General features: G+C 66.9%; 20 protein-coding genes. 7 read left to right on the top strand and 13 right to left on the bottom strand.

Annotated elements, in window-relative coordinates; translation table 11 throughout:
- Positions 1-3: 3 nt before the first annotated feature.
- Positions 4-1,443: a Fe-S cluster assembly protein SufB gene (gene sufB / locus MLE64_RS07775; protein ID WP_243317212.1), complete on the bottom strand. Its 1,440-nt coding sequence runs from the start codon at positions 1,441-1,443 to the stop codon at positions 4-6.
- 80 nt (positions 1,444-1,523) lie between these two features.
- Complete coding sequence (locus MLE64_RS07770; protein ID WP_243317211.1) at positions 1,524-3,377, bottom strand: tetratricopeptide repeat protein; 1,854 nt, start codon at positions 3,375-3,377, stop codon at positions 1,524-1,526.
- 63 nt (positions 3,378-3,440) lie between these two features.
- Here MLE64_RS07770 and MLE64_RS07765 point away from each other — a divergent pair, with 63 nt between their 5' ends.
- Complete coding sequence (locus MLE64_RS07765) at positions 3,441-3,962, top strand: tetratricopeptide repeat protein (RefSeq protein WP_243317210.1); 522 nt, start codon at positions 3,441-3,443, stop codon at positions 3,960-3,962.
- Positions 3,963-4,034: 72 nt separating this feature from the next.
- Here MLE64_RS07765 and MLE64_RS07760 read toward each other — a convergent pair whose 3' ends face one another.
- Positions 4,035-6,005, bottom strand: a complete 1,971-nt coding sequence (locus tag MLE64_RS07760) for a transglutaminase-like domain-containing protein (protein WP_243317209.1) — start codon at positions 6,003-6,005, stop codon at positions 4,035-4,037.
- Positions 6,002-7,828 (bottom strand): transglutaminase-like domain-containing protein, encoded by a 1,827-nt coding sequence (locus tag MLE64_RS07755; protein WP_243317208.1) that lies wholly within the window; start codon positions 7,826-7,828, stop codon positions 6,002-6,004. Before MLE64_RS07755 ends, MLE64_RS07760 begins: the two co-directional genes overlap by 4 nt.
- Positions 7,829-8,040: 212 nt before the next feature.
- On the opposite strand from MLE64_RS07755, the gene MLE64_RS07750 reads away from it, so the two are divergent.
- Both MLE64_RS07750 and MLE64_RS07745 read left to right on the top strand, forming a co-directional pair.
- Complete coding sequence (locus MLE64_RS07750; protein WP_243317207.1) at positions 8,041-8,850, top strand: MqnA/MqnD/SBP family protein; 810 nt, start codon at positions 8,041-8,043, stop codon at positions 8,848-8,850.
- An 80-nt stretch (positions 8,851-8,930) separates the two neighbouring features.
- The gene (locus MLE64_RS07745) at positions 8,931-9,365 is read left to right on the top strand and encodes an AtaL-like protein (protein WP_243317206.1); all 435 of its coding nucleotides are present in this window, start codon (positions 8,931-8,933) and stop codon (positions 9,363-9,365) included.
- A 6-nt stretch (positions 9,366-9,371) separates the two neighbouring features.
- Here the strand turns inward: MLE64_RS07745 and MLE64_RS07740 are convergent, their stop codons facing one another.
- Positions 9,372-10,466: a S1C family serine protease gene (locus tag MLE64_RS07740; RefSeq protein ID WP_243317205.1), complete on the bottom strand. Its 1,095-nt coding sequence runs from the start codon at positions 10,464-10,466 to the stop codon at positions 9,372-9,374.
- Positions 10,467-10,658: 192 nt separating this feature from the next.
- Between MLE64_RS07740 and MLE64_RS07735 the strand changes: the two genes are divergently transcribed.
- Positions 10,659-11,120 carry an Hsp20/alpha crystallin family protein gene (locus MLE64_RS07735; protein ID WP_243317204.1) on the top strand — a complete coding sequence of 154 codons (462 nt, stop codon included), beginning with the start codon at positions 10,659-10,661 and terminating at the stop codon, positions 11,118-11,120.
- A gap of 48 nt (positions 11,121-11,168) precedes the next feature.
- Here MLE64_RS07735 and MLE64_RS07730 read toward each other — a convergent pair whose 3' ends face one another.
- From MLE64_RS07730 to MLE64_RS07695, 8 genes are all read right to left on the bottom strand, one after another.
- On the bottom strand, positions 11,169-12,368 hold the full coding sequence (locus tag MLE64_RS07730) for an FG-GAP repeat domain-containing protein (RefSeq protein WP_243317203.1): 1,200 nt from the start codon (positions 12,366-12,368) through the stop codon (positions 11,169-11,171).
- 100 nt (positions 12,369-12,468) lie between these two features.
- Positions 12,469-13,827 carry an acyclic terpene utilization AtuA family protein gene (locus tag MLE64_RS07725; protein ID WP_243317202.1) on the bottom strand — a complete coding sequence of 453 codons (1,359 nt, stop codon included), beginning with the start codon at positions 13,825-13,827 and terminating at the stop codon, positions 12,469-12,471.
- A 67-nt stretch (positions 13,828-13,894) separates the two neighbouring features.
- Positions 13,895-14,500 (bottom strand): YiiX family permuted papain-like enzyme, encoded by a 606-nt coding sequence (locus MLE64_RS07720; RefSeq protein WP_243317201.1) that lies wholly within the window; start codon positions 14,498-14,500, stop codon positions 13,895-13,897.
- Positions 14,497-15,762 (bottom strand): ABC transporter permease, encoded by a 1,266-nt coding sequence (locus MLE64_RS07715; protein ID WP_243317200.1) that lies wholly within the window; start codon positions 15,760-15,762, stop codon positions 14,497-14,499. Before MLE64_RS07715 ends, MLE64_RS07720 begins: the two co-directional genes overlap by 4 nt.
- A complete protein-coding gene (locus tag MLE64_RS07710) occupies positions 15,759-16,991 on the bottom strand; it encodes an efflux RND transporter periplasmic adaptor subunit (RefSeq protein WP_243317199.1) in 1,233 nt (410 codons plus the stop codon). Before MLE64_RS07710 ends, MLE64_RS07715 begins: the two co-directional genes overlap by 4 nt.
- 241 nt (positions 16,992-17,232) lie before the next feature.
- A complete protein-coding gene (locus MLE64_RS07705) occupies positions 17,233-18,456 on the bottom strand; it encodes an ABC transporter permease (protein ID WP_243317198.1) in 1,224 nt (407 codons plus the stop codon).
- Positions 18,456-19,703 carry an efflux RND transporter periplasmic adaptor subunit gene (locus tag MLE64_RS07700; protein ID WP_243317197.1) on the bottom strand — a complete coding sequence of 416 codons (1,248 nt, stop codon included), beginning with the start codon at positions 19,701-19,703 and terminating at the stop codon, positions 18,456-18,458. The genes MLE64_RS07705 and MLE64_RS07700 overlap by 1 nt, the downstream gene beginning before the upstream one ends.
- Positions 19,704-20,444, bottom strand: coding sequence for a YIP1 family protein (locus MLE64_RS07695; protein WP_243317196.1), 741 nt, complete (start codon positions 20,442-20,444; stop codon positions 19,704-19,706). It lies immediately after the preceding gene.
- 227 nt (positions 20,445-20,671) lie between these two features.
- On the opposite strand from MLE64_RS07695, the gene rocD reads away from it, so the two are divergent.
- The 3 genes from rocD to MLE64_RS07680 all read left to right on the top strand — a co-directional run bounded on the left by rocD (position 20,672) and on the right by MLE64_RS07680 (position 23,067).
- Positions 20,672-21,883 (top strand): ornithine--oxo-acid transaminase, encoded by a 1,212-nt coding sequence (gene rocD / locus MLE64_RS07690; protein WP_243317195.1) that lies wholly within the window; start codon positions 20,672-20,674, stop codon positions 21,881-21,883.
- Positions 21,884-21,984: 101 nt separating this feature from the next.
- Complete coding sequence (locus MLE64_RS07685; protein WP_243317194.1) at positions 21,985-22,395, top strand: hypothetical protein; 411 nt, start codon at positions 21,985-21,987, stop codon at positions 22,393-22,395.
- A gap of 90 nt (positions 22,396-22,485) precedes the next feature.
- Entirely contained in the window at positions 22,486-23,067 is a 582-nt protein-coding gene (locus tag MLE64_RS07680; RefSeq protein WP_243317193.1) for an isochorismatase family protein, read from the top strand.
- The last annotated feature ends 31 nt before the right edge of the window (positions 23,068-23,098 follow it).

Genomic DNA, 23,098 nt, shown 5'->3' with positions numbered 1-23,098 from the left:
TCGCTAGCCCACGCTCCCTTCGAGCTTCAGGGAGAGCAGGCGGGTGGCTTCGACGGCGAACTCCATGGGGAGCTCGCGGAAGACGTCCTTGCAGAAGCCGTTGATGATCATGCTGATGGCTTCCTCGGCGGGGATGCCGCGCTGCTGGAAGTAGAGCAGCTGCTCCTCGCCGATCTTGCTGGTGGTGGCCTCGTGCTCCACGCGGGCGCTGCGGTTCTGCACCTCGATGTAGGGGAAGGTGCTGGCGCTGCAGGACTGGCCGATGAGCATGGAGTCGCACTGGCTGAAGTTCCTCGCGCCCTCGGCCTTCGGCTGCACCTTCACCAGGCCGCGGTAGCTGTTGGAGCTGTCGCCGGCGCTGATGCCCTTGCTGACGATGGTGCTCTTGGTGTTGCGGCCGATGTGGATCATCTTGGTGCCGGTGTCGGCCTGCTGCTTGTGGTTGGTGAGGGCCACGCTGTAGAACTCGCCGATGCTGTCGTCGCCCAGCAGCACGCAGCTGGGGTACTTCCAGGTGATGGCGCTGCCGGTCTCCACCTGGGTCCAGCTGATGTGCGAAGCCTTGCCCTTGCAGAGGCCGCGCTTGGTCACGAAGTTGAAGATGCCGCCCTTGCCGTCCTTGTCGCCGGCGTACCAGTTCTGCACGGTGCTGTACTTGATGGAGGCCCGGTCCAGGGCCACCAGCTCCACCACGGCCGCATGCAGCTGGTTGGTGTCGAACTGGGGTGCGGTGCACCCCTCCAGGTAGCTCACGCTGGCGCCTTCCTCGGCCACGATGAGGGTGCGCTCGAACTGGCCCGATTCCTTGTTGTTGATGCGGAAGTAGGTGCTCAAGTCCATGGGGCAGGCCACGCCCTTGGGGATGAAGACGAAGCTGCCGTCCGTGAACACCGCGCTGTTGAGGGCGGCGTAGAAGTTGTCGGAGGAGGGCACCACGCTGCCCAGGTACTGCTTCACCAGGTCCGGATGGGACTTCACGGCCTCGCTGAAGCTGCAGAAAATGATGCCGACCGCCGCCAGCTTCTCCCGGTAGGTGGTGGTCACGCTGACGGAGTCGAAGACCACGTCCACGGCCACGCCCGCCAGGGCCTCCTGCTCATGGATGGGCACGCCCAGCTTCTCGAAGGTGCGCCGCAGCTCGGGATCCACCTCGTCCATGGAGGCGTACTGGGGCTTCTTGGGCTTGGGGGCGCTGTAGTAGACGATCTTCTGGAAGTCGGGCTTCGGGTACTCGACCTTGGCCCACTCGGGCTCGGCCATGGTCAGCCAGTGGCGGTAGGCCTTGAGCCGGAACTCCAGCAGCCAGTCGGGTTCTCCCTTCTTGGCCGAGATGAAGCGGATGACCTCCTCGCTGAGGCCGGGCGCGACGCTGTCCGCCTCGATATCCGTGACGAAGCCGTACTTGTATTCCTGACTGGTGACCACGTTGAAGGTCGAGGTCATACACCACTCCCGAGACATCCCATTCTGGAATCTCGACTAAAATTGTCAACTTAATACCCGGTGAGGTCGGTCACGCCTGCTCAGGCCTCGCCGGCCCCGTTCAATTCCTTCAACAGGCCGCGGATCTGGTTCTTCACACCCTTGGCCTGGGTGTCATTGAGATCGCCGGCCTCCGCGTCCAGCCCGGCCTTGAGCAGGACCCGGGCCTCCTCCCGCTCCCCCAGGCCCGCCAGGGCGGCGCCGAGCTGGAAGTGGTTGATGAGGGTGGGTTCTTTCTCGATGAGGGGGTCGATCAGCTCCAGCACCTCCTGGTGCCGCTTGAGGGCCAGGAGGTACTGGCCCAGCAGGGTTCGGGCCCGGGGTTCCATGCCCGGCAGGGGGTGGGCGTGGAGACGGCGGACCTCGATCAGGTCCTGCTCCGTGGCCTGGCCGTTCATCAGGCGGTAGGCCTGCCGCATGAGGGCGGCCTCCCAGGCGCCGGTGCTCTTGGGGTGGCGGGTGAGGAAGGCATCCAAGGTCCGGGCGATCTCGGCCTCGCGCTTCTGGGCCATGAGGTGCTCCAGGGCCAGGCGCAGGGCCAGGAAGCAGAGGCGCGGGTGGCGGTCCGAGCAGGCGAAGGCCAGGGCGGAGCGCAGGGTCTTCTCCGGGTCCTGGAGGAAGGAGAGGCGCAGGTCCAGCCACTCGGAGCGCTGGCTCTTCCCCTTCCGCCGGGCGCGCTTGAGCAGCATGGCGGCGGATTCCAGCTGGTTCTCATCCAGCAGGGTCTCGGCCTCGTCCAGCAGGACCTGGGTGCCGGCCTTGCCGTCCCGGGCTTCGCGTAGCTGGAGGTGGTCCTCGGCGTCCACCATGAGGAGGAGGTGGGGATCGCCGGGGTTCTGCGTGAGCAGCTCCTGGAGGATGGCGAAGGCCTTGGATCGGTCGCCCTGGAGGAGGTAGGCCTCGGCCAGGGACTCGCGCACGTGGAGGTCGCCGGGCAGGTAGGAGCTGGCCTCCTTGAGGGCGGGGACGGCCATGCCGCTCTCGCCCCGGGCCAGATGGACCTGGCCCAGCAGTAGCAGGGTCTCACCGTCCTTGCGGCGGGCCACGGCCTCCTGGGCCGCCTCCAGGGCGCCCTGGAGATCCTCCTCGTCCAGCAGAAGCTCCGCCAGCAGCATGCGGGGCTCGGCATCCTCGGGCCGCAGGTCCGAGGCCTGGTGCAGGGCCTCGATGGCCTGGTCCGCGTGCTCGGGCAGTTCCTGGAGCAGCTTGGCCAGCAGCATCCAGGCCTCGAAGTGGCGGGGGCTCAGGCCCACGGCCTTGCGGGCGAGGCTCTCGGCCTCCTCGAAGTTCTGGGCGGCCTCGTGCAGGGAGGCCGCCGTGAAGATCAGCTCGTAGTTCTTCGGATCCAGGGGCAGGGCCTGGCCCAGGCGCTGGGCGGCGCCGGGGAGGTCGGCCGCCTCCAGCAGGGCCGTGGTCTCCAGCAGGGCTCGCTTGAGCTGGGACATGGACTTGGGCCGGGCGATGGGCAGGATGCGGGCCCGGTAGCGGGTGAACAGCTCCCGGGCGCTGATGAGGTGCAGGTTCTCCTCGACGAGGCTCTCCCACCGTTCCGAGAAGGCGTGGGCGTCCAACTGGCGCTTCTGCTCCATCTCCTGTACGAGGGCCATGAGGCCGTTGCGCAGCATCACCTCGCTGCGCTCCAGCTTGCCCAGCTGGTCGGAGACGGTCTCCAGGTAGGTCTCCACGCGGCGGAGGGTCTCCTCCAGCCCCGTGATGCGCTCCAGGAGGTGCTCCTCGAGATCCTCGCCGCCCTCCGTCTCCTCGGGCTCGTCCTCCCAGGTCTGGTCCCCGGCGAGGATGAGCAGGCGGGTGCCGCACTTCACGCAAGTCTCCCGATCCCCGGGGTTCCAGGTCAGGCAGTTCTGGCAATAGGAACCGGGCAGGTCGTTGGCCATGATTCCAGGATAGCTGGCCCCAGGGGGCTGAAGGTTTTATCCTGATGCCCGCGAGGGCGGCCCATGAGCGACGAGCAGGAACGCCAGGACAAGCGGCAGGAGGCCATGGAGTGGGTGGGCAAGGCCTACCAGCTCCAGATGAAGGGGGAGATCCAGAAGGCCCTCGCCCTCTACACCAAGTCCATCGAGATCTGTCCCACGGCCGAGGCCTACACCTTCCGGGGCTGGACGCGGTCCTTCGAGAAGGACTACGCCTCGGCCATCGAGGACTGCCACCGGGCCATCGACCTGGACCCCGAGTTCGGGAACCCCTACAACGACATCGGCGCCTACTACGTGGAGCAGGGGGAGCCCGACGAGGCCATCCCCTGGCTGCGCATGGCCCTGAAGGCCAAGCGCTACGAGAGCTACTGCTTCCCCCACTTCAACCTGGGCCGCGTGTACGAGGCCAAGGGCCAGCTGGACAAGGCCCTGGAGCACTACCGGAAGGCCCTGGAGGAGAACCCCCGCTACACCCTGGCCGCCAAGGCCGTGGAGCGCGTCAAGGGCAAACTGGCGCCGAAGGATCCGGAGACCATCGGCTGAGGGGTGATGACGTCCGGCGAACACGCCCAGGCCGCGGAGCGGAACTGGGCGGCTGGTTGGCCGTCCGGTGACTCACCCCTTCACTTTGAACACCAGGGTGGGGACATAGAGCTTGGAATGATTCCCGGTCAGTTCCAGGAGTTCCTCGATCCGCTCCTTGGACTCGAAGCTCTTCTTCAGCGTCAGGGCTTGTTGGACCTGGAGTTTCCGCGAGCTGCTCTTGTAGGAGCCGCTGATCGATCCGAAACGGTTCTCCAACCGGAAGTCCTGGGGGACACGGGAGAGCCTCCAGGAGGCGGGGAAGGTCAGGACGATGTTCTTCCTGGAGGCCTCATCGTAGTAGATGCGGACCGGGTTCTGGCGATCCTTGGGGGCCACCTTGGTCTTCAGCCGTGAGGCAGGGGCGAAGAGGCCGCCCGTATTGAAGAGGACCTCCTCTGGGGTGAGGGTGACCAGGTTGTCGATGACATATTCCAGGTGCACCTTCAGCGGTTTCTTGTAGTCGCTTTGGTCCACGAATTCATACTTCGTGAACTCGACCTTGCCTTCGGTGTAGGTCAGCAGGCCCTTCAGCAGCTTCTCGGTCTCCTCCCGGTTCAGGTCGGCAAGGCTCCGCCGCACGCTGTAGGCGTTGGACCCCTGGAAGGTCTTCTCTTCGGTGACCCGGACTTTGCCGTCTTCGGAGAAGGTGAGCGAGTAGTCTTCGGACACTTCGTTGGTGGCCAGGTTGCCGGTGGGGACCGTGATGAGCTGGGCCGCGCCGGATGGCTCGATGGCAAGGGCTGTCTGCCCCTGGAACCGCTCGGGGATGATGTCCACGGGGAGGTTCTTGGCGTAGGGGAGCACCACGTAGGACCGGCCGCCGAGATCGGCCATCAGGGCCGGGATGTAGAGCTCTTCACTGGAGATGAAATCCTTGTCGAAGTAACCGTCTTCCGCGGAGTGGATGAGCAGGAAGCGGCTGTTGATCCCTGCCTTCCGAAGCATGCTCTGCGCCAGCCCCGTGAGCTGGTAGACCGAGCCCCTCTTGGCGGCCAGCACATCCGCGAAATTTCCTTTGGTGGCGCCGATTTCCATGTTGGCCTGGATCCAGCCCACCAGGGCCTCGAGACGCTCGCGGTCCGTCTTGCAGGATTGGGTGGCCTCGAGGGTGGTGCGGTCCACCCGCTGCGAGAAGATGGGGTTCTTGTCCATGACGTAGCCTTTGAACTCTTTGGCGTAGGCCTCCCAGGTCAAAGGGGCTGCGTAATAGGCTTTGCCGAGACTCAGCTGGACGACCATGATCTCCGCGTAATTGGAGACCTCCTTGAAGAAGGGGGAGAAAGGCTCCTTCTCGACGGCCGGGATGTCCTTGGCGGTGTAGGTCATGATGGTCTTTTTCGCCTGCTCATCCTTCTTCACCTCCACGGGCAGCGTCCGGCCCGGGCCTAGGGCCTTCACCTTGGTCGCCCACCAGTTGGGATAGAGGAACCGGTAGCTCGCCTGAAGGCAGGGGATCGAGAATTGCAGCGGAACCTCGTGATGGAGCGGAGGGGCGGCCCAGCAGTTCGCCTTCTTGATGACGTAGGCCTCGGTGATGACGCAGCCCTTCCGGACGTCCGGGTAGGCCAGCTTGTAGGTCACGAGGCCCTTGGAGTCCTTCTCCTGCTTGAGGTCTCCCACGCCGAACTGGCGGGCCTTCCCGTCCGTTCCGCGGATCTCCAGGGCCACCCGTTCCAGCTCGGAACCGGGAGATACCTGGACTTCAAACGTGGAGAGCCATTTCGCATCGGGGTTGAATACGACGTAGCTGCGGGTCTGGGTCTCGAAGAACGTCCAGGTGATGCCGCCTGGCCACCCGTCACTGGTGACATGTTCGAAGGACGTGTCGCGTTGAAGGTAGACACCGTCCTGCCCGGGGAAGCGCTTCTCGAGGGCTGGGACATCGAGTGGTGCTTTGACATCGGCGGCGGTCTGGGAGGGGAACGTGATGAGGCGTTCGGAGGTCTGGCAGCCGACAGCCAACAGGGCGAGCGCGGCGACGAGGACGAGGGCGGATTTCACGATTCGCTCCTTTGGAGGACGAAGAGCCTTCGGTTCAGCTGGAGGTACTGTGTGCAGAACGCCATGAATTCCGCCCTGGCTCCCTTGGGCAACAGCCGGAAGGGCTGCCTGAAGGTGTAGGAGAGACGGATATTCCCGGCCTTTCCGGAACAGGTGGCGGTGTGGTTCGCCGCACCCGTGCGGCCCAGCGAAAGGCGGTCCGGCCGCGGGCGTAGGCTGTCCGACTTCAGGTCAAGCTCGAGGCGATAGGCGTCGGGTCCTTGGGTATCCAGTGGGTGAGTGTCCCCCTCCCGCTCCAAGTAATCCGGCGAGATGGCGCGGAAGGGCGCGGATGGGGCATAGACACGAAGGTCGGTGCGGATGAAGAAATCCGTCAGGTCCGCATTTGCTTCGAGGACGACCTTCTCGCGGTCCACGTCCTTGAACCGGAAACCGTCCAGCGATAGCTTGGCCAGCAGCCGGTTCAGGCGGTTGGAGAGCGTGTTTTCCAGGTCCATGGATTTCAGGTCCCTGCGGGACCGGATGGCCTGGGTCCTCCAACTGTGGCGGAGGGTGATCCTGGCCTTGGCCTCGCGGGGCTTCGCCAGATCGCCTTCGATCTGGATCTCGACCCCCTCAGACTGCTGCTGCGAGGGGATGGTGACCATGCGTGGCCGGGCGGGGTCCAGCACCAGCGCTTTCACCAGGAGGTCGGGATCTGGAAGGTCCCCCATCTCGCTGTAGGTGGCCGTGGGGTCCATGAAGGTCAGCTGACCCTGCTCCTCCAGGGCGCAGATCACGTGATTGAAGAGCCCGGGGGCCAGCTCCGGGAAATCCGGTGAGGGGACCGTGGATAGCAGGACGGGATGGATGGATAGGCCATGGATCCGGCCCAGGGCCGTCAGGAGCCAGGCCTTGTCCTTGCAGTCTCCGTATTTCTTCTCCAGCACTGAGGCCGGGTCGTGGGGGACGAAGGCGTGCATGGCGCCTTCGTCCGCGATGTACCGGATCTCGGATTTCACGTAGTCGAACAGGATCCGGGCCTTCTCCCGGGGGGACGCGGCCCGGCGGAGTTCCTCGGCCAGCAACTGGTTCATGGCCTCGCTGGGCTTGGGCATGTCGCGGAGGAGCCCCAGGTACCAGGTCGAGAAGGCGTCCGGCGTTCCCGGGGTGAGGGGCGCGGCCCCCCTGCGGACGCCCAACAGCACGGCCGCCTGTAGGCCCTGATAGGGGTCGCAGGGGAACAGGCCGATCCGGGGAAGGTTCTGGAATACGAGGACGGTCCGGGTGGGAGCGCTACGGTCCTCCTTGAAGGGAAGATCGCCGTGCGGGAAGAAAGGCGTGAAGGTGATCTGGAGATCCGCAGGATGGTCGATCCTGATCTCGAATCGGACCACCTGGTCGATCGCCGGGATACTCGCGATCGGAAGAAACGCCAGGTCTTTGTAGTCCTCATGCCAGGAGTAGGTGATCGTGTCGCCGATCTTGAGATCGGCCGGGAACTCGAGCTCATGCACCCGGGCCGGGGGGATGAACGTATCTTCGAGCCGCGGGAAATGGAAGGTGATACGGTCCTGCTTCAGATCACGTCCCCGGCTTTCCCCCCTGAGCCCGCTGATGGTGGTGAAAGGCTGCTCCACCACATCAAAGGCATGAGCTCGGGCGGCCCGTTCCGTCAGCGCCGTCCGCTGGACCGTGGTTTCTGAGCTCAGACGGTAGCCCGCTGGCCCCCCCTTGATTTGGTAGTGGATCGTCTTCGAATAGGAAAGGTCCGGACCATCCGCGCCGGAGGCGACCGTCATGGTGCTGAAGGCGAGGAGGAAGGTAAGGAGACGTCTGATCATGGGGTCCGGGCATAAGCAGGCTCCGGAGGAACGAAAGTCCGGCGGGGATAGACAGCCGTTTCCAAAGCGGGGAATGGACCATCATAGACTAGGGCATCGGGAATGCGGTTCCCATCCTTGTCCACTTCCGGATTCGGCTGTTCCGTGACCCTCTGGGCCGGGTTCTGGATCGGACTCTGTGAATCTGTGCTGAACTGGAGGGGAGGTCCGCCATGAAGTTCACCATCGCCCACAGCCCCGATTCCGACGATGCCTACATGATGGCCCCCCTGGCCCTGGGGTGGCTGGACCCGGAGGAGTTCGAGATCACCTTCGTCCGCAAGGACATCGAGACGCTCAACGCCGAGGCGACGGAGAGCCGCTACGACGTCACGGCCATCAGCTTCGGCGCCTACCCGGAGCTGATGGGCCGCTACGACCTGCTGACGGCCGGCTCCAGCATCCAGGAGGGTACGGGGCCCCTGGTGGTAAGCGGGAAGCCCCTGGAGCCCGCGGGGCTGAAGGGGCTCACCATCGCCATTCCCGGGCGGCGCACCAGCGCCTACCTGGCCATGCGGATCTGGTGCAAATCCCTGGGCTTCGAGCCCAAGGTCGAGCTGGTGCCCTTCGACCAGATCCTGCCCGCGGTGGCCGAGGGCCGCTTCCAGGCGGGCCTGCTCATCCACGAGAGCCAGCTCATGTACCACGATGCCGGCCTGCGCCTGGTGGTGGATCTGGGCGCCTGGTGGAAGCACGCCTACGATCTGCCCCTGCCCATGGGCGGCAACGCCATCCGGCGCGACCTGCCTGCGGACGTGAAGCAGCGCTTCGCCGTGCTCATGCGCAGGAGCGTGGAGATGGCCCGCGCGCGCCACTGGGAGAGCGTGGACTACAGCCAGTCCTTCGGCCGCGGCATGGACCGCGAGATGATCGGTCGCTACGTGAACGCCTGGGTGAACGACTTCACGGTCGATCCCGGCCCTCGCGGCCGCGAGGCCGTGGAGAAGCTGCTGGGCCTCGAACCCGTGTGGATCCAGGGCTAGGATCCAGGGCCAGGATCCTGGAGTAGGCCCTGGCACGGGGGGGCCGGCGGGCGTAGCCTGGGGTCCCTTCCGGGGATCCCATGCCCAGGCACCGGGTTACCAGCCGCGTCGACGCCTCGCCCGAGACCGTGTGGGCGGTCCTCTTGGACAAGATGGAGCACCCCCAGCGCTACATCGAGGACGCGCTGGACGCCGAGATCCTGGAGCGGGGCGCCTCGGGCGTGGTGCGGCAGCTGGTGCTGCCCGGGGGCGTGGCCTTCCAGGAGCGCATCACGGCGGATCCCCGTCGGCAGACCGTCACCTTCACCTTGCTGGACCACCCGGTCTACGAAGGGACGGTGGTGAACCAGCTCCAGGTCTCGCCGGAGGGCGAGGTGGAGCTGGCCTTCGAGCTCGATTGGACGGCCCGTCCGGGCTGTGTGGATGATCGGGATCCCGAGGAACCACTGGCTCTCATCCGCAGCTCGGTGATGCACACCAAGCGGATCGCCGAGGCGCTCGAGAACGGCCGCTGAGGGCGCCTATTCCCGCGCCGCCTCCAGCCGGACCGGCACGCGCATCCGCCGGCCTTCGCGCTGGATGTCCAGCTGGGCGGAGCCGCCCAGGGGCAGGGCCTCGATGGCGTCCAGCAGGGAATCCCAGTCCTCGATGGCCTTGCCGTTCACGGCCTGGATGAGGTCGCCGGGAAGGACCCGGCGGCCCTCGGCGCCCACGCCCTGGAGGCCAGCCCGGGCGGCGGGCCCGCCGCGATAGACCTTCCCCACCATCACGCCCTTCTGGGGGCCGAAGGCGCGTTCCACGAGGCGGGGGGCCACGGGCTCGAAGCCCAGGTCCGCCCGCTCCAGCTTCCCGCGGGCGATGAGCTGAGGGACGACGCGGTTCACGGTGTCCACGGGCACGGCGAAGCCGATGCCGGCGCTGGCTCCGCTGGGGCTCTGGATGGCCGTGTTCACGCCCACGAGCCGGCCGGCGCTGTCCAACAGGGGGCCGCCGCTGTTGCCGGGGTTGATGGCGGCGTCGGTCTGGATGACGCCCGAGATGCGGCGCTGCGTCACACTCTGGATCTCGCGTCCCAGGGCCGACACCACGCCGGTGGTGAGGGTCTGATCCAGGCCGAAGGGGTTGCCGATGGCCAGCACCGCCTGGCCCACCTGCAGGTCCGCGCTGGCGCCCAGGGGAATGGGCCGCAGCCTGGGCGGGGTCTTCGTCATGAGGAGCACGGCCAGATCCTTGTCCGGGGCGCCTCCCACGTAGGCGGCTTCGTGGCGGCTGCCGTCCGCCAGCGTGATGAAGGCCCGGGCCGCGCCCTGGATCACGTGGAAGTTCGTCACCACATGCCCTTCGGCATCCCAGATGAAGCCCGTGCCGGATCCCGCGGGAACCTCCACCACATCGAGCCCGAAGAAGTCCCGGGCCCGTTCCTCGGTGGTGGTGATGTAGACGACGCTGGGGGCAGCCTCCTTGAACCGCTGGACCTGGATCTTCTCCCACTCGTAGAGGGCCCCCCGGGCCTCCACGGGCCGGGGCTTCGCGGGGCTGGGCGCGAGGGCGTGCCCGCACCAGCCGGCGAGGAGGCCCACCGACAACAGGCCGAGGATGAGGACGTTCCGACGCATGGGACCTCCAGGGCGGAACCCAATCTATCCGCTTCCGCGTGCGGGTCAACCCTTTGTAATCGAGTGTTTATGATTTTTTAGACCAGAGACTTGACATATGACTTACATGCACTAAGATTTTATTAAGGAACGCCATCATGGCCTGCGTCTCAGGCACATGAACGGGCGGATCCACGTTCAAAGGAGGACCTCATGACCATCCTTCGCACCCGCAACCCCCAGGCGCTGCCGGCCACGGCCGCCTCTCTGGAGCCCTTCCGCTTCATGCGCGACTTCATGCGCTGGGATCCGCTCCGGGACTACGACCTTGGTGCCCCGGCGGCCGCCTTCATGCCCAGCTTCGACGTGAAGGAGACCCCGGATGCCTACCAGTTCAGGGCTGACCTGCCTGGCATCCTCGAGGCGGACCTGGAGATCAGCCTCGAAGGCACCCGCCTCACCGTCGCCGGCAAGCGCGATGAGGAGGCCGTGAAGGACGGCGAGCGCATCCATCTCGCCGAGCGCAGCCACGGCCGCTTCAGCCGCACCTTCACCCTTCCGGAGGACGTGGAGGGCGAGAAGGTGGTGGCCGAGCTCCGCAACGGCGTGCTCACCCTCATGGTGCCGAAGCGTCCCGAGGTGCGGCCCCGCAAGATCAGCGTCCACCTCGGATAAGGTTGTCGCCAGACACGAAAAGGCCCCGGTCTCCGGGGCCTTTTCGTGTCAGTTGTAGAAGAACTGCGGGGGACCGAAGGTCCCGGGAGCGGCCGGGTTGTTGAACCGCACCACGATGTCGCCGTCCGCCAGCACCAGGTCCGGAAGGCCATCCCCGTTCATGTCACCGAGGGCCACGCCCATGGGACCCCAGGCGCCCCGGTAGCTCGTGGGCGTCAGCAGGGCGCCGGGGGTGGCAGGATCCTGGAGGAAGACAGACACGCTGCCGGGATCGCCGGGCAGGCCGGAATTGGCCACGGCCACGTCCAGCTTGCCGTCGCCGTTGAGATCCCCCACCACCAGGGCGGCGGAGCGGTAGCCGGTGGTGTAGTGGACCGGCGCCTGGAAGGTGCCGGCCGTCGCTCCCTGCAGCAGGACGCTGAGGCCCTGGGTGCCGGGGCTGAGGGTGGCGCCGTAGTTGGCGGTGAGCAGGTCCAGCTTGCCATCGCCGTCGAGGTCCGCGGCCTTGATGGCCACGGGCTGGACGCCGGTGGCGTAGTCCACGGCGCTCTGGGCGACGAGGGTTGGGGAAAACTGGAGCTGACGCAGGACGGAGACGGTGTTCGCGGTCGTGGCGACGGCGATGTCCAGCGTGCCGTCCCCGTCCAGATCCGCCACGGTGACCGCCTGGGGATCGCCGCCCACAGGGAACGTGACGGGGGCGAGGAAGGTGCCGAGGGTGGATCCCTGGAGGAACACCATGACGTTATTGGCGCCGCTGGCCGCCACCACGATGTCCATCTTCCCGTCGCCGTTGAGGTCACCCACCGCCACGTCCAGAGGAGTGCGGCCAGGCGTGGCGAGCAGGACGGCGGGCAGGAAGAACCCGGGCTTGGCGGGATCGGCCAGCCGCACGCTCACGGTCTGGTCCGTCGCGTTGGCCACCACGAGATCGGGGCGGCCGTCCCCGTCCACGTCCGCCACCACCAGGTTGGCCGGCTCGGTGCCGACGCCGAAGCGGGTGGGGAGGGCGAAGGTGCCGGCGGGCCCCTGGAGGCGGGTCGACACATAGCCCTGGGTGGCTACGCCGCCCAGGTCCGTGGAGACCAGGCCGAGGATATCGGGCTGCCCATTGGCATCGATGTCCGCCACGGCGATGGCGTTCACCAGGTAGCCGGACGAGGGACCGCCGTTGGAGTCGGATCCCGAGCAGCCCATGAGGGTGAGCAGGCCGAGAGAGCCGAGGAGGAAGGATGGGAGTAGGCGCATGGCGGCTCCGTGAACCTGTGGGAACAAAGATGTGCGATGAACCACGGACTTGCAAGAAGGCTGGAGAATGGACCCCGGGAGAGGTCCCGCGGTTGAGCCCTCAGACCGCCTCGACGCTCACCTTCCACTGGACCAGTTCCCGGGGCAGCAGGGCCGGCCAGTAGGCCACGATCTCCTGGGCCTTGGGCCGGCCCCCGGCGAAGCCGGTGACGCCCGCGGGGCCAGCGGTGACCAGCGGCGCGATCTCGCGGCCGAAGCGCTCCACTTTTTTCCGATCCGAGTCCTTCACGCTCAGGCGCAGGACGATCTCGGCGGGATCCTCCGGGGCGGGGGCGATGCCCGCGTGGACCGTGCTGGCGCCCAGGAACTCCGCGTCCGTGTGCTCGTAGACGAAGCCCGCCGCCTCCAGGCGCTTCCAGACGATGTCGGCGCAGAGCCGGGCCTTCTCCAGGGCGCGGGGGCCGCACAGGGTCAGCTGGCCCGAAGCCTTGTAGCCCTTGAGGTAGGCGCCGCTCACCTTGAGGAAGGGCGTGCGGGGCTTGCCCGTCACCCCGAAGACGCGCACCCGGTCGGGACCCGCCTGGTCCAGGCGGATGCTGGTGAAGTCCGCCACCACGTCAGGGGTGATGTAGTTCTGGGGATCCCCCATCTCGTAGACTAGCTGCTCGCTGACGGTGTCCACGGTGACCATGCCGCCGGTTCCCGCGTGCTTGGTGATGACGAAGGTGCCATCCTCCGAGACTTCAGCGATGGGGTAGCCCACGTTCCAGAGCTCGGGCACCTCCCACCAGCGGGTGAAGTTGCCGCCGGTGCTCTGGGCGCCGCACTCCAGGATGTGGCCGGCCACGGTGCCCGCGGCGAGCCGGTTCCAATCATCCGCGGCCCAGCCGAACTCATGGATGAGCGGCGCCAGGGTGAGGCCGGGGTCCGTGCAGCGGCCGGTGAGCACGATGTCCGCGCCGGTGTCGAGGGCCTCCACCATGGCCTGGGTCTGGAGGTAGACGTTGGCGCTGAGGATCTCCCGGGGCGCGTCGAAGAGACCCTCGCCCGTGTCCATGTTGGCCAGCTTGAGGCCCTTCTCCTTGAACTCCGGCAGCCGCGCCAGCACGTCGTCGCCGGTCACCGTGGCGATCTTCACGCCCTTCACGCCGAGTTTCCGCGCCACCTCCAGCACCGCCGTGCGGCATGCCTCCGGGTTCACGCCGCCGGCGTTCGCCACCACGCGGATGCCCTTGGCCTTGAGCTGGGGCAGCACCCGCTTCATGAGGTCCACGAAATCGCTGGCGTAGCCCAGCTGCGGGTCCTTCCGCCGCTGCTTCTGCATGATGGAGAGGGTCACTTCCGCGAGGTAGTCCAGCGTGAGGTAGTCGATCTCCCCCGCTTCCACCAGCCGCACCGGGGCGTCGATGCTATCCCCCCAGAAACCCTGCCCGTTGGCGATGCGCACAACCTTCGACATATGGAACTCCGATCGAGACGGACTTCCAGTCTAGCGGCCGGGACGGATCGGCCAAGGGGCGGACGGCTCACCGGGTGGCCACGGTCTCCAGCTCCGGACACTCGAACATGCGCTGGGGGGAGATCACGGGCTCGTCCAGCGGAGGCCGGCCCTGGTAGCGCTCCCGGAGCTTGGCGCGCACCGCCGGGTTCGACAGGTCGAACTCGCGGAGCGTCTGGAGGGCGCCCAGCTCGATGCCCGCGCCCTCCCGGTAGATCTTCCAGACCAGCTCGGAACAGTAGATGCGGTCGTCCGACCACTCGAAGGTCAGGTCGTAGGGACGGCCGAGGAAGTGCGCGCCGATGGACCGCATGTGGCCCAGCACCTCGGGCGTCAGCCGCTGGTCGCGGTCCTTCAGGCGCTTGACCACCACATGGCCCCCGACCCCCCGGTCGATCCACGCCTGGAGGGGCGTCCGCTTCACGGGCTGGACGGCTTCGTACACCAGCCAGCGCCGCCCGTCCCGGAAGAGGATCCCCATGTGGCTGTACCGGGAGTGGGTGGCCAGTTGGATGGCCCGGCTCTGCGGGGAGCGGGAGGTCTGGAAGAGGATGTCCCCCTCACGCAGCCCGGGCAGAGGCGCTCCGATCAGCCTGAGCGCTGCGAATAGGAGGAGGGCGACCCGAGACCTCACTCGTACCTCAGGGCCTCGATGGGATCCAGCTTGCTGGCCTTGGCGGCGGGGTAGAGGCCGAAGCCCAGCCCGACCGCGGCGGGGACGAGGAAGGCCGAGGCCACGGTCCAGGGGGGTACAAGGCCCACCTGCTTGAGCAGCACCTGGCTGAGGACGCCGCCCAACGAAAGGCCGAGCCCAAGGCCGATGAGCCCACCCACGAGACACAGCAGGGTGGCCTCGATGAGGAACTGGAGGAGGATGGTGCGGCGTCGTGCGCCCAGGGCCTTGCGGATGCCGATCTCGCGGGTTCGCTCGGTGACGCTCACCAACATGATGTTCATGACGCCGATGCCGCCTACCAGCAGGCTGATGGAGACCATCCCCCCGGCTGCCAGCATGAGGCTGCTGGTCAGTTTCTCGACCATCTCCACCTGCTTCTGGTTGGTGGACAGATCGAAGTTGTCCACGTCATCGCCCCGAAGTCCCCGCGCGCGGCGCAGGCTGGTGCGGAGAAGCTCTTCAGCCTCGACCATCTTGAGGGAGGGATCGACCTGCAACCGGTAGCTGATGTTGTCCCACATCCAGGGCTGCATGAACTCCTTGAAGCTGCCGAAGGGAATGAGCACCTCATTGTCGGTGCCCCACATGGCCTCGTCGTCCTGCGAGGCCTGGAAGGGGATATCCCCCTGCTTCTTGAGGATGCCGATGACCTCGGCGGTCTGGCCGTTGATGGTGAAGGTCTTCCCGACCGCGTGCTCCAGGCCCATCTCTTCGGCGATCTTGGCGCCGAGGACGACCACCGGGGCGCGGGTGCTGCGGTCTGTGGGGGTGAAGGGGCGCCCCTCCGCGAGCTTGAGGTTGGCGAGGTCCAGCCCGTTCTCGCCGATGGCGTGCAGCAGCACTCGGCGGCTCACATCACCCGCCTTGGCCACATTGCGGCCCCAGATCATGACGTCGGGGGACACCTCCCGGATCTGCGGCACCATCGTGCGAAGGTCGCGGATGGTCTCCGCATCCAGCGGCTGGCGCTTGATCTTCTTGCCGGCCCGCCAGTCCTTGTTGGACATGCCTGGACTCAGGAAAAACGTGAGGCTGCCCTCCTGGTTCACATCGGCCATGATGCGGGCCTCGAGGCTCTTGGTGAGGTTCACCACGGTGATGACGGAAGCCACGCCGATGATGATGCCCAGGGTCGTGAGCACCGACCGCAGGCGGTGGGACCAGATGCTCTGGAGGGCCGCGCGGAGCTGCTCCTGGGCCCGGAAGCGCCAGGCGATCACTTGGCCGCCCCGGCCTTCGCCAGCTTCACCTTCTGGCCGGCGGCCAGTCCGTTCAGGCCTTTGGCCGGGCCGGTGATGAGGGTCTCGCCTTCTTTCAGCCCTTCCAGCACTTCGGCCGTGCGGCGGGTGGAGGCCCCCAGGCGGATGGTGCGTTCCTCGGCGGTTCCGTCCTTCACCAGGAAGACCGTGGTTCGGGTGCGCGGCATGAGACCCAGCCCTCCGGATCGGTCCTCCCGTTCCATCACGGCCTGGAGAGGTACCGCGAGCGTGTTCTTGATCTCGTTGGCCAGCACCGCCACGCGGGCGCTCATGCCGGGACGGAGGCGGTCCAGGTCCGCGCGGTCGCCCTGCAGGATGACCCGCACCTTGTAGTTCTGAGGCTCCTGGTTGCTGCCACCGAAGAGGCTCTGGTTCTGGCCGCGATCAGAGCTGCTGGCCACGTTGAACACCTTGGCCTGGAAGACGACTCCGGGAAGGGCGTCCACCTGCACTTCCGCCGGCTGGCCCAGCCGCAGCTTGGAGACTTCCAGCTCGCCCACCTTCGCCTCGGCGAGGATCTCGCCCAGGTCCGAGATCACCATGAGCACGGCCCCGGCGATGGAGGTCTGGCCGGCGATGGCCATCTCCCCCTTCTCGGCCTTGAGGCCCGTCACCCGGCCAGCCATGGGAGCGCGCAGCACGGTCTTGTCCAGGGCATCCCTCGAGAGGGCCACCTGGGCCTCGGCCTGCTGCACGGCCACCTTGGCCCGCTGGAGCGCGATGTCGGCGTTGTCGCGGGCGAGCTTGGCGTCCTGGTACTGATCCAGGGAAAGCAGATCCTGCTTGAAGAGGGCCTCCTGGCGCTGGAAGCTGCCCTGCTGCTTCCGGTAGACCGCCTCGGCGTTCTCCCGATCCTGGTGGGCCATGCGCAGGCTCAGATCGGCGCGGTTCAGGTCCTGCTTGAAGCGCTCCTGGTCCAGGGTCACGAGGAGGTCGCCGGCCCTCACCGTCTGGCCGTCCTTCACGTGGATCTGCTTGATCTCCCCAGTGACGGTCGTGCCGACATTCACCTTCGACAGGGCCTGGATCTCACCGTTCGCCGTGACGCTCTCCTTTACGTCCTGCCGGCGGACGGTCTCCACCGTGAAGGCCAGGTCGGCCACCGAAGGGCCCGCGTAGGCCTTCCACGTGATGGCCCCTCCCACGAGAAGGGCGGCGCCACTGATGTAGAGCCATTTTCTGCGCGTCATGGGTTCTTCCTGAAACAGGCGTCGATCGATGGAGTCTTATTGAAGTGGCGAATTTGCCCATTTTAGGACATTTGCATCGCCTATGTTTGGAAAAACAGTGCCGGAGCCCGCCCCTACTCGTAGCGCAGCGCCTCGATGGGACGGGGCCCCATCCGTGAGCCGGAGGCGAACGGGAGGACACGCCGGGGGCGTGTCCGATCTGGGGGTTGTCGGCGGAGCCGCGGGATCCAGGGGCGCGGAGCTACTCGTAGCGGAGCGCCTCGATGGGATCCAGCTTGCTGGCCTTGGCGGCGGGGTAGAGACCGAAGAGGAGGCCGATGCCGGCGGGCACGGCCAGGGCGCTCACGAGGGCCCAGACGGGGACCGACCCCATGGTGCCCAGCAGCGCCTTGCCGATGGCCGCGCCCAGGATGAAGCCCAGGCCCACGCCCAGGGCGCCGCCCAGGATGCAGAGGAAGGCGGCCTCGATGAGGAACTGCAGCATCACGTCCCGGCGCTTGGCGCCCACGGCCTTGCGCACGCCGATCTCGCGGGTGCGTTCGGTGACGCTCACCAGCATGATGTTCATGATCCCGATGCCGCCCACCAGCAGGGCGATGGAGACCATGCCCCCGGCCACGGCGGTGATAGTGCCGGTGATGCCGCTGATGATGCCGGTGATCTGCTTGGGGCTGAAGACCTTGAAGCCGCTGGGCTCGGCGCCGCGCAGGCCCTTGATGCGGCGCAGGGATTCCTCCACCAGCTCGGCGCCGTCGTCGGCGGAGAGGCGGGGGTCCACCCGGGCCTGGAAGAAGAGCTGGCGCCGCTGGGCCTCTGTGAGCTGGGCCATGCCGGTGGTGAGGGGGATGAGGATGTTCTGGTCGGGGTCGTTGCCCAGCTGGGCGCCCTGTTCCTCCAGCACGCCGATGATCTCGAGGCTGAGGGTGGGCGTGCTGATGAGGCGTCCCAGAGGGTTGCCCTTGAGGCCCAGCTTCTCGATGACCCGGGGGCCGATGATGGCCACCTTGTTGCCCAGGCGCAGGTCCGAGGGCACGAAGTTGCGGCCGGCCACCAGGGCGATGCTGTTCAGCTCCAGGTAGGTCTCGTCGGTCATGATCAGGTTGACGTTGGCGCTACGGCCCTCGGCCTTCACCTCGGTGCCGTTGAAGAAGAGGGGCGTCACCTGGGTAATCTGCGGCACGGAGCGGGCCAGCCGGCGCATCTCGTCCAGCGTCATATCCTTGTTCTTGATCTTCGTGTACTCGGCGAAGGGCATGTCCATGGGGAAGACGGGACGGATGAAGATGGTCTGGCTGCCGGCCCGTTCCACCTGCTTCAGGACGCTGGTCTTGAGGCCCTGGACGAGGCTCACCACCACGATGACCGCGGCCACGCCAATGATGATGCCCAGCGTCGTGAGCGCCGAGCGCAGCTTGTTGGCCTTGAGGGCCCGGATGGCGGCGGAGAGAGGTTCGCGGACGTCCATTACTTCTTCACGTCCTTGGTCCGGGCCAGCTCGCTGTCGGACCTGACCCGCAGACTCACGGAGGCCCTGTCCTTCAACTCCTTCAGCTTGCGGATGGGGCCCGTGAGCACCTTGTCGCCCTCGGCCAGGCCCTCCTTCAGCTCGAAGAACTGGGTGTTGGCGATGCCCACCTGCACGGTGCGCTCCTCGGCCTTGCCGCCTCGGAAGACCATCACGATGTTGCGCGACGCCGGGGCCAGAAGGCCCTGCTTCTGGGCCTCCTCCAGGCTGCCTTCGCGCTCCAACACGGCCTGGAGGGGCACGCGCAGGACGCCCTTGACCTCGTGGGTGAGGATGACGGCGCGGGCGCTCATGCCGGGCCGCAGGTTGTCCAGATCCTCCCGATGGCCCTGGAGCACCACCTTCACCTTGTAGAGGTTGGCGTCGGTGCCGGTCTTCTCGGTGCCCGTGGCCACCTCGATGACCGAGCCCTGGAAGAGCTTGCCGGGCAGCGATTCCACCGTCACCTGGGCGGTCTGGCCCACCTTGGTGCGGACCACCTCGCTTTCGTTGACCTTGATCTCCGCCTGCATCTCGCTCATGTCGGAGATGATCATGAGCGTGGCGCCGGGCAGGTTGCTCATGCCAGGGATGGCCGTCTCGCCCTTCTCCGCCTTGAGGCTTGTGACGCGGCCCGTGATGGGGGCGCGCAGCGTGGCCTTGGAGAGGCCGTCCTGCATGCCCTTCAGGTTGGCCTCGCTCTGGGCCACGGCGGCGCGCGCGCTGCTGTACGACAGCACGGCGCTCTCCTTGGCCAGCTTCTGCTGGCGGAAGTCCTCGTCGGACATGAGGCCGTCCCGGCGCAGGGCTTCATAGCGGGGGAAGCTGTCCACGGAGCGCTTCATGGCGGCCTCCAGGCGGGAGGCGTCCTGGCGGGCGGCCTCGACGGCGGCCTGGGCCTGGACCATGGCCTGCTTCAGGCGCTCCTGGTCGATGGTCACGAGCAGGTCGCCGGCCTTCACGTCCTGGCCGTCCTTCACGTGGATGGCCTTGATTTCGCCGGCCACGGAGGTGCCGATGTTGATCTGGGTCTTGGCGCGGATCTCGCCGCTGGCGCTGATGGTTTCGCGGATGTCGCCGCGGCCCACCGCGTCCCAGGAGTAGGCGCTGTCCTCGTCCCGGGCGCCGCCGAAGGCGAGACCCAGGACGATCAGGACCAGGAGGGCGGCGCCGCCGCTGAGGAGGAGCTTGGTGTTCCTGGAGGCCATCTACTGCGCCCTCATCAGGCCGAAGCCGAGGGAGAGGAGCAGGGGCAGCAGCACACAGATCAGGGCGCCGGCAGTCTTCATGCGGACCAGGTAGCGGAGTGCCAGGAAGGCCAGGACCGCTTCGGCCAGCCGGAACAGCTCCACGTTGAAGAGGGCGGCCTGGAGGCGCAGACTCTCCGGGCGCAGGAAGTAGCCCAGGGACGTTGGCGCGATCCGATCGGGCGTGAGGCCGCCGATGGGCCGCATCAGGCAGATCGCGGCGATGAGGAGCATGAGGGGCAGCTTCACCAGGCCGGGCACCACCGCAGCGCTGAAGGCCTGGAGGTAGGAGGGGCTCTCATCCTGGGGCAGGGCCTTGCCCACCAGCCAGTAGAAGAGGCCCAGCACGGCCAGCACCGCGGGGGTGCCGAACAGGGCGCCCAGGATGCCGAAGGGCATGATGAACTTCTTCTGCATCTCGATGATCGTGTCGATCTGGGCGGACTGGACCTGGGGGTTCCGCTCCAGGATGGGCCGCAGCATCTCGTCCACGTCCACCTTCAGGCCCCAGATCACGGCCACCACCAGGCTGACGACGATGATGGCGCCCAGGGCCCAGCCCCAGCTGGGGGCCTTGTTGAGGCGCTGGAAGAGCTCCACGGGGGCCGTGAACACGCCGGCGATCTGGTCCACCAGGCCCGGCGGCTGCGGTCGGGGCGATTCGGGCTGGGTGCCGTACAGGGAGGAGGGCTGCTCAGTCATGGGGAGTCTCCAGGGGCATGGCGGCAGGGATAGAAGACGGCATTGTCTCACCTCTTCTTGTGATGGCCAGATCTCCCGTCCATCTCCCGTCTGCGGCGCGGAAGCGGGTCTTTCCGGGAATGACACTTCGTCAAGACCTTCCGGGGAATCCTGGTGGACTGGCCCGCCGGGCCTAAAATGGGCCTTTTCCCCCAGAGCCTCTTCATCCTTCCCCTTTCGGAGATCCCATGGCCACTTCCACCAAGTCCGAAGCCCTGATCCAGCAGGAGAACCAGTTCGGCGCCCACAACTACCATCCGCTGGACGTGGTCTGCACCAAGGGCGAGGGCGTTTTCCTCACCGACGTGGACGGCAAGAAGTACATGGACTTCCTGGCCGCCTACTCCGCCGTGAACCAGGGCCACAACCACCCGAAGATCGGCGAGGCCATGATCGCCCAGGTGAAGACCCTGGCCCTCACCAGCCGCGCCTTCCGCAACGACCAGTTCCCGCCCCTGCTCGAGAAGCTCTGCAAGCTCACGGGCTTCCAGAAGGCCCTGATGATGAACAGCGGGGCCGAGGCCGTCGAAACCGCCCTGAAGGCCATGCGCAAGTGGGGCTACGACAAGAAGGGCATCGAGTACGGCAAGGCCGAGATCATCGTGGCCGACGGCAACTTCCACGGTCGCACCACCACCATCGTGGGCTTCAGCACGGATCCCGACAGCACCAGCCGCTTCGGCCCCTTCACGCCCGGCTTTGTCATCGTGCCCTACGGCGACCTCGACGCCGTGAAGAAGGCTGTCAACAAGAACACCTGCGCCATCTTCATGGAGCCCATCCAGGGTGAGGGCGGCGTCATCATCCCGCCCAAGGGCTTCCTCAAGGGCCTGCGCGAGGTGGCGGACCAGAACAACCTGCTCCTGGTGCTGGACGAGATCCAGTCGGGCCTGGGCCGCACGGGCAAGCTCTTCGCCTTCGAGCACGAGGGCATCCGCCCCGACGGCGTCACCATCGGCAAGGCCCTCAGCGGCGGCTACTACCCCGTGAGCGCCTTCCTGGCCAATGACGAGGTGATGGATGTCTTCACCCCCGGCATCCACGGCAGCACCTACGGCGGCAATCCCCTGGCCTGCGCCGTGGCCAGCGCCGCCCTCGACGTGCTGGTGGACGAGAAGCTGGTGGAGAAGACCGCCGAGCTGGGCAAGCACCTGGAGGCCCGCCTCAAGGGCATGAAGACCGACAAGCTCAAGGAGGTCCGCGTCATCGGCCTCTGGGCCGGCGTGCAGCTCAAGCCCGAGGCCGGCGGCGCCCGCAAGTACTGCTACCTGCTCAAGGACCGCGGCATGCTCTGCAAGGACACCCACGTGGACACCATCCGCCTGGCGCCCCCCCTCGTCATCACCAAGGAGCAGGTCGACTGGGCCGTGGACCAGCTCGAGGCCGTGCTCCAGGCCTGATCGAACCTCGAAGTCACAACCCCGTGACTGACATGGTCTCGGGGAAATGGGAAAATAGGCCTCTGAGACGGGAATTTCACATCCCTCGACGAGGCCTTCCCATGCTCGAAACCCTCCTGACCTGTTTGGTGGCCCTGGCTTCCGCGCAGGCCGCTCCGCCCCTGGAGCCGGCCGGAGTCCACCTCTCCGGCACCATCCCCGCGTACCGGGGAGAACCCGCGCCCCCGGACTGGGTGCGGCTGGACTCCCATGCCCTGGCCGACCCGGACTGCCGCCACTATGGCTACGAGGTCTATGCGGGCGAAACCCAATGGCTGGTGCGGTACGTGATGTTCCCGGAGGGGAGGGAGGAGTTCCGCGAGATCGAGCAGGTGTTCCTGTTCCCGATGGTGAGGGGGAAGGCCAAGGCCGAGCGGATCGCCCCCACCGACCTCGTGATCGAGCCCACCGCGGCCCGGTGTAAGGGGCGGGTCTTCAAGCTGGTGGATCGTCGGGATCTGATCCGGGAGTGATCGCGCCTGACGGGAGGTCCCACCTCTCCGGGCATTGGTTCCCGGCGGAGGCCATGATCGAATGACTGGCCAGACCCGGAGGAGCGCCCCATGCCCGTGACAACCCTGGATCCGGGAACCGCTCTGGTCGTCATCGACCTGCAGAAGGGCATCGTCGCCATGCCGGTCGTCCACCCGGTACGGGAGGTGATCGCGAACGCGGTCCGGCTGGTTGACGCCTTCCGCAAGCGGGCGCGGCCCGTCGTGCTCGTCCGAGTGGGCTGGGCGGAGGATCGCCTTGATGTCATCCGCACCCGGACCGATGTGCCCCCGCCCGCAGGCGCGCCGGCCCCGGGGTTCTCGGACTACCTGGAGGAGCTGTGCGCCGATCCGCGGCGGGACATCCTGGTGCAGAAGCGCCAGTGGGGCGCCTTCTACGGTACCGATCTGGATTTGCAGTTGCGTCGCAGGCACATCACCAACCTGGTGCTCTGCGGCATCGCCACCAGCATCGGGGTGGAGTCCACGGCACGGGATGCCTGGGAGCGGTCGTACCACCTCGCCTTCGCCGTGGACGCGATGACGGACCGCGTGGCGGAAGCCCATGAACGGGCGGTCGGTACCATCTTCCCGCGGCTTGGAGAAATCGGGACCACGTCGGACATCCTGACGCTGCTCGACCGGCACACCTAGCCCAGCCAGAGAGACCACCCGTGCCGCGCTG

The organism is Geothrix paludis (assembly GCF_022808815.1).
Taxonomy (GTDB): Bacteria; Acidobacteriota; Holophagae; order Holophagales; family Holophagaceae; genus Geothrix; species Geothrix paludis.
The sequence above is the reverse complement of the archived record's forward strand: the minus strand, read 5'-3'. Positions and strand labels throughout refer to the sequence as shown.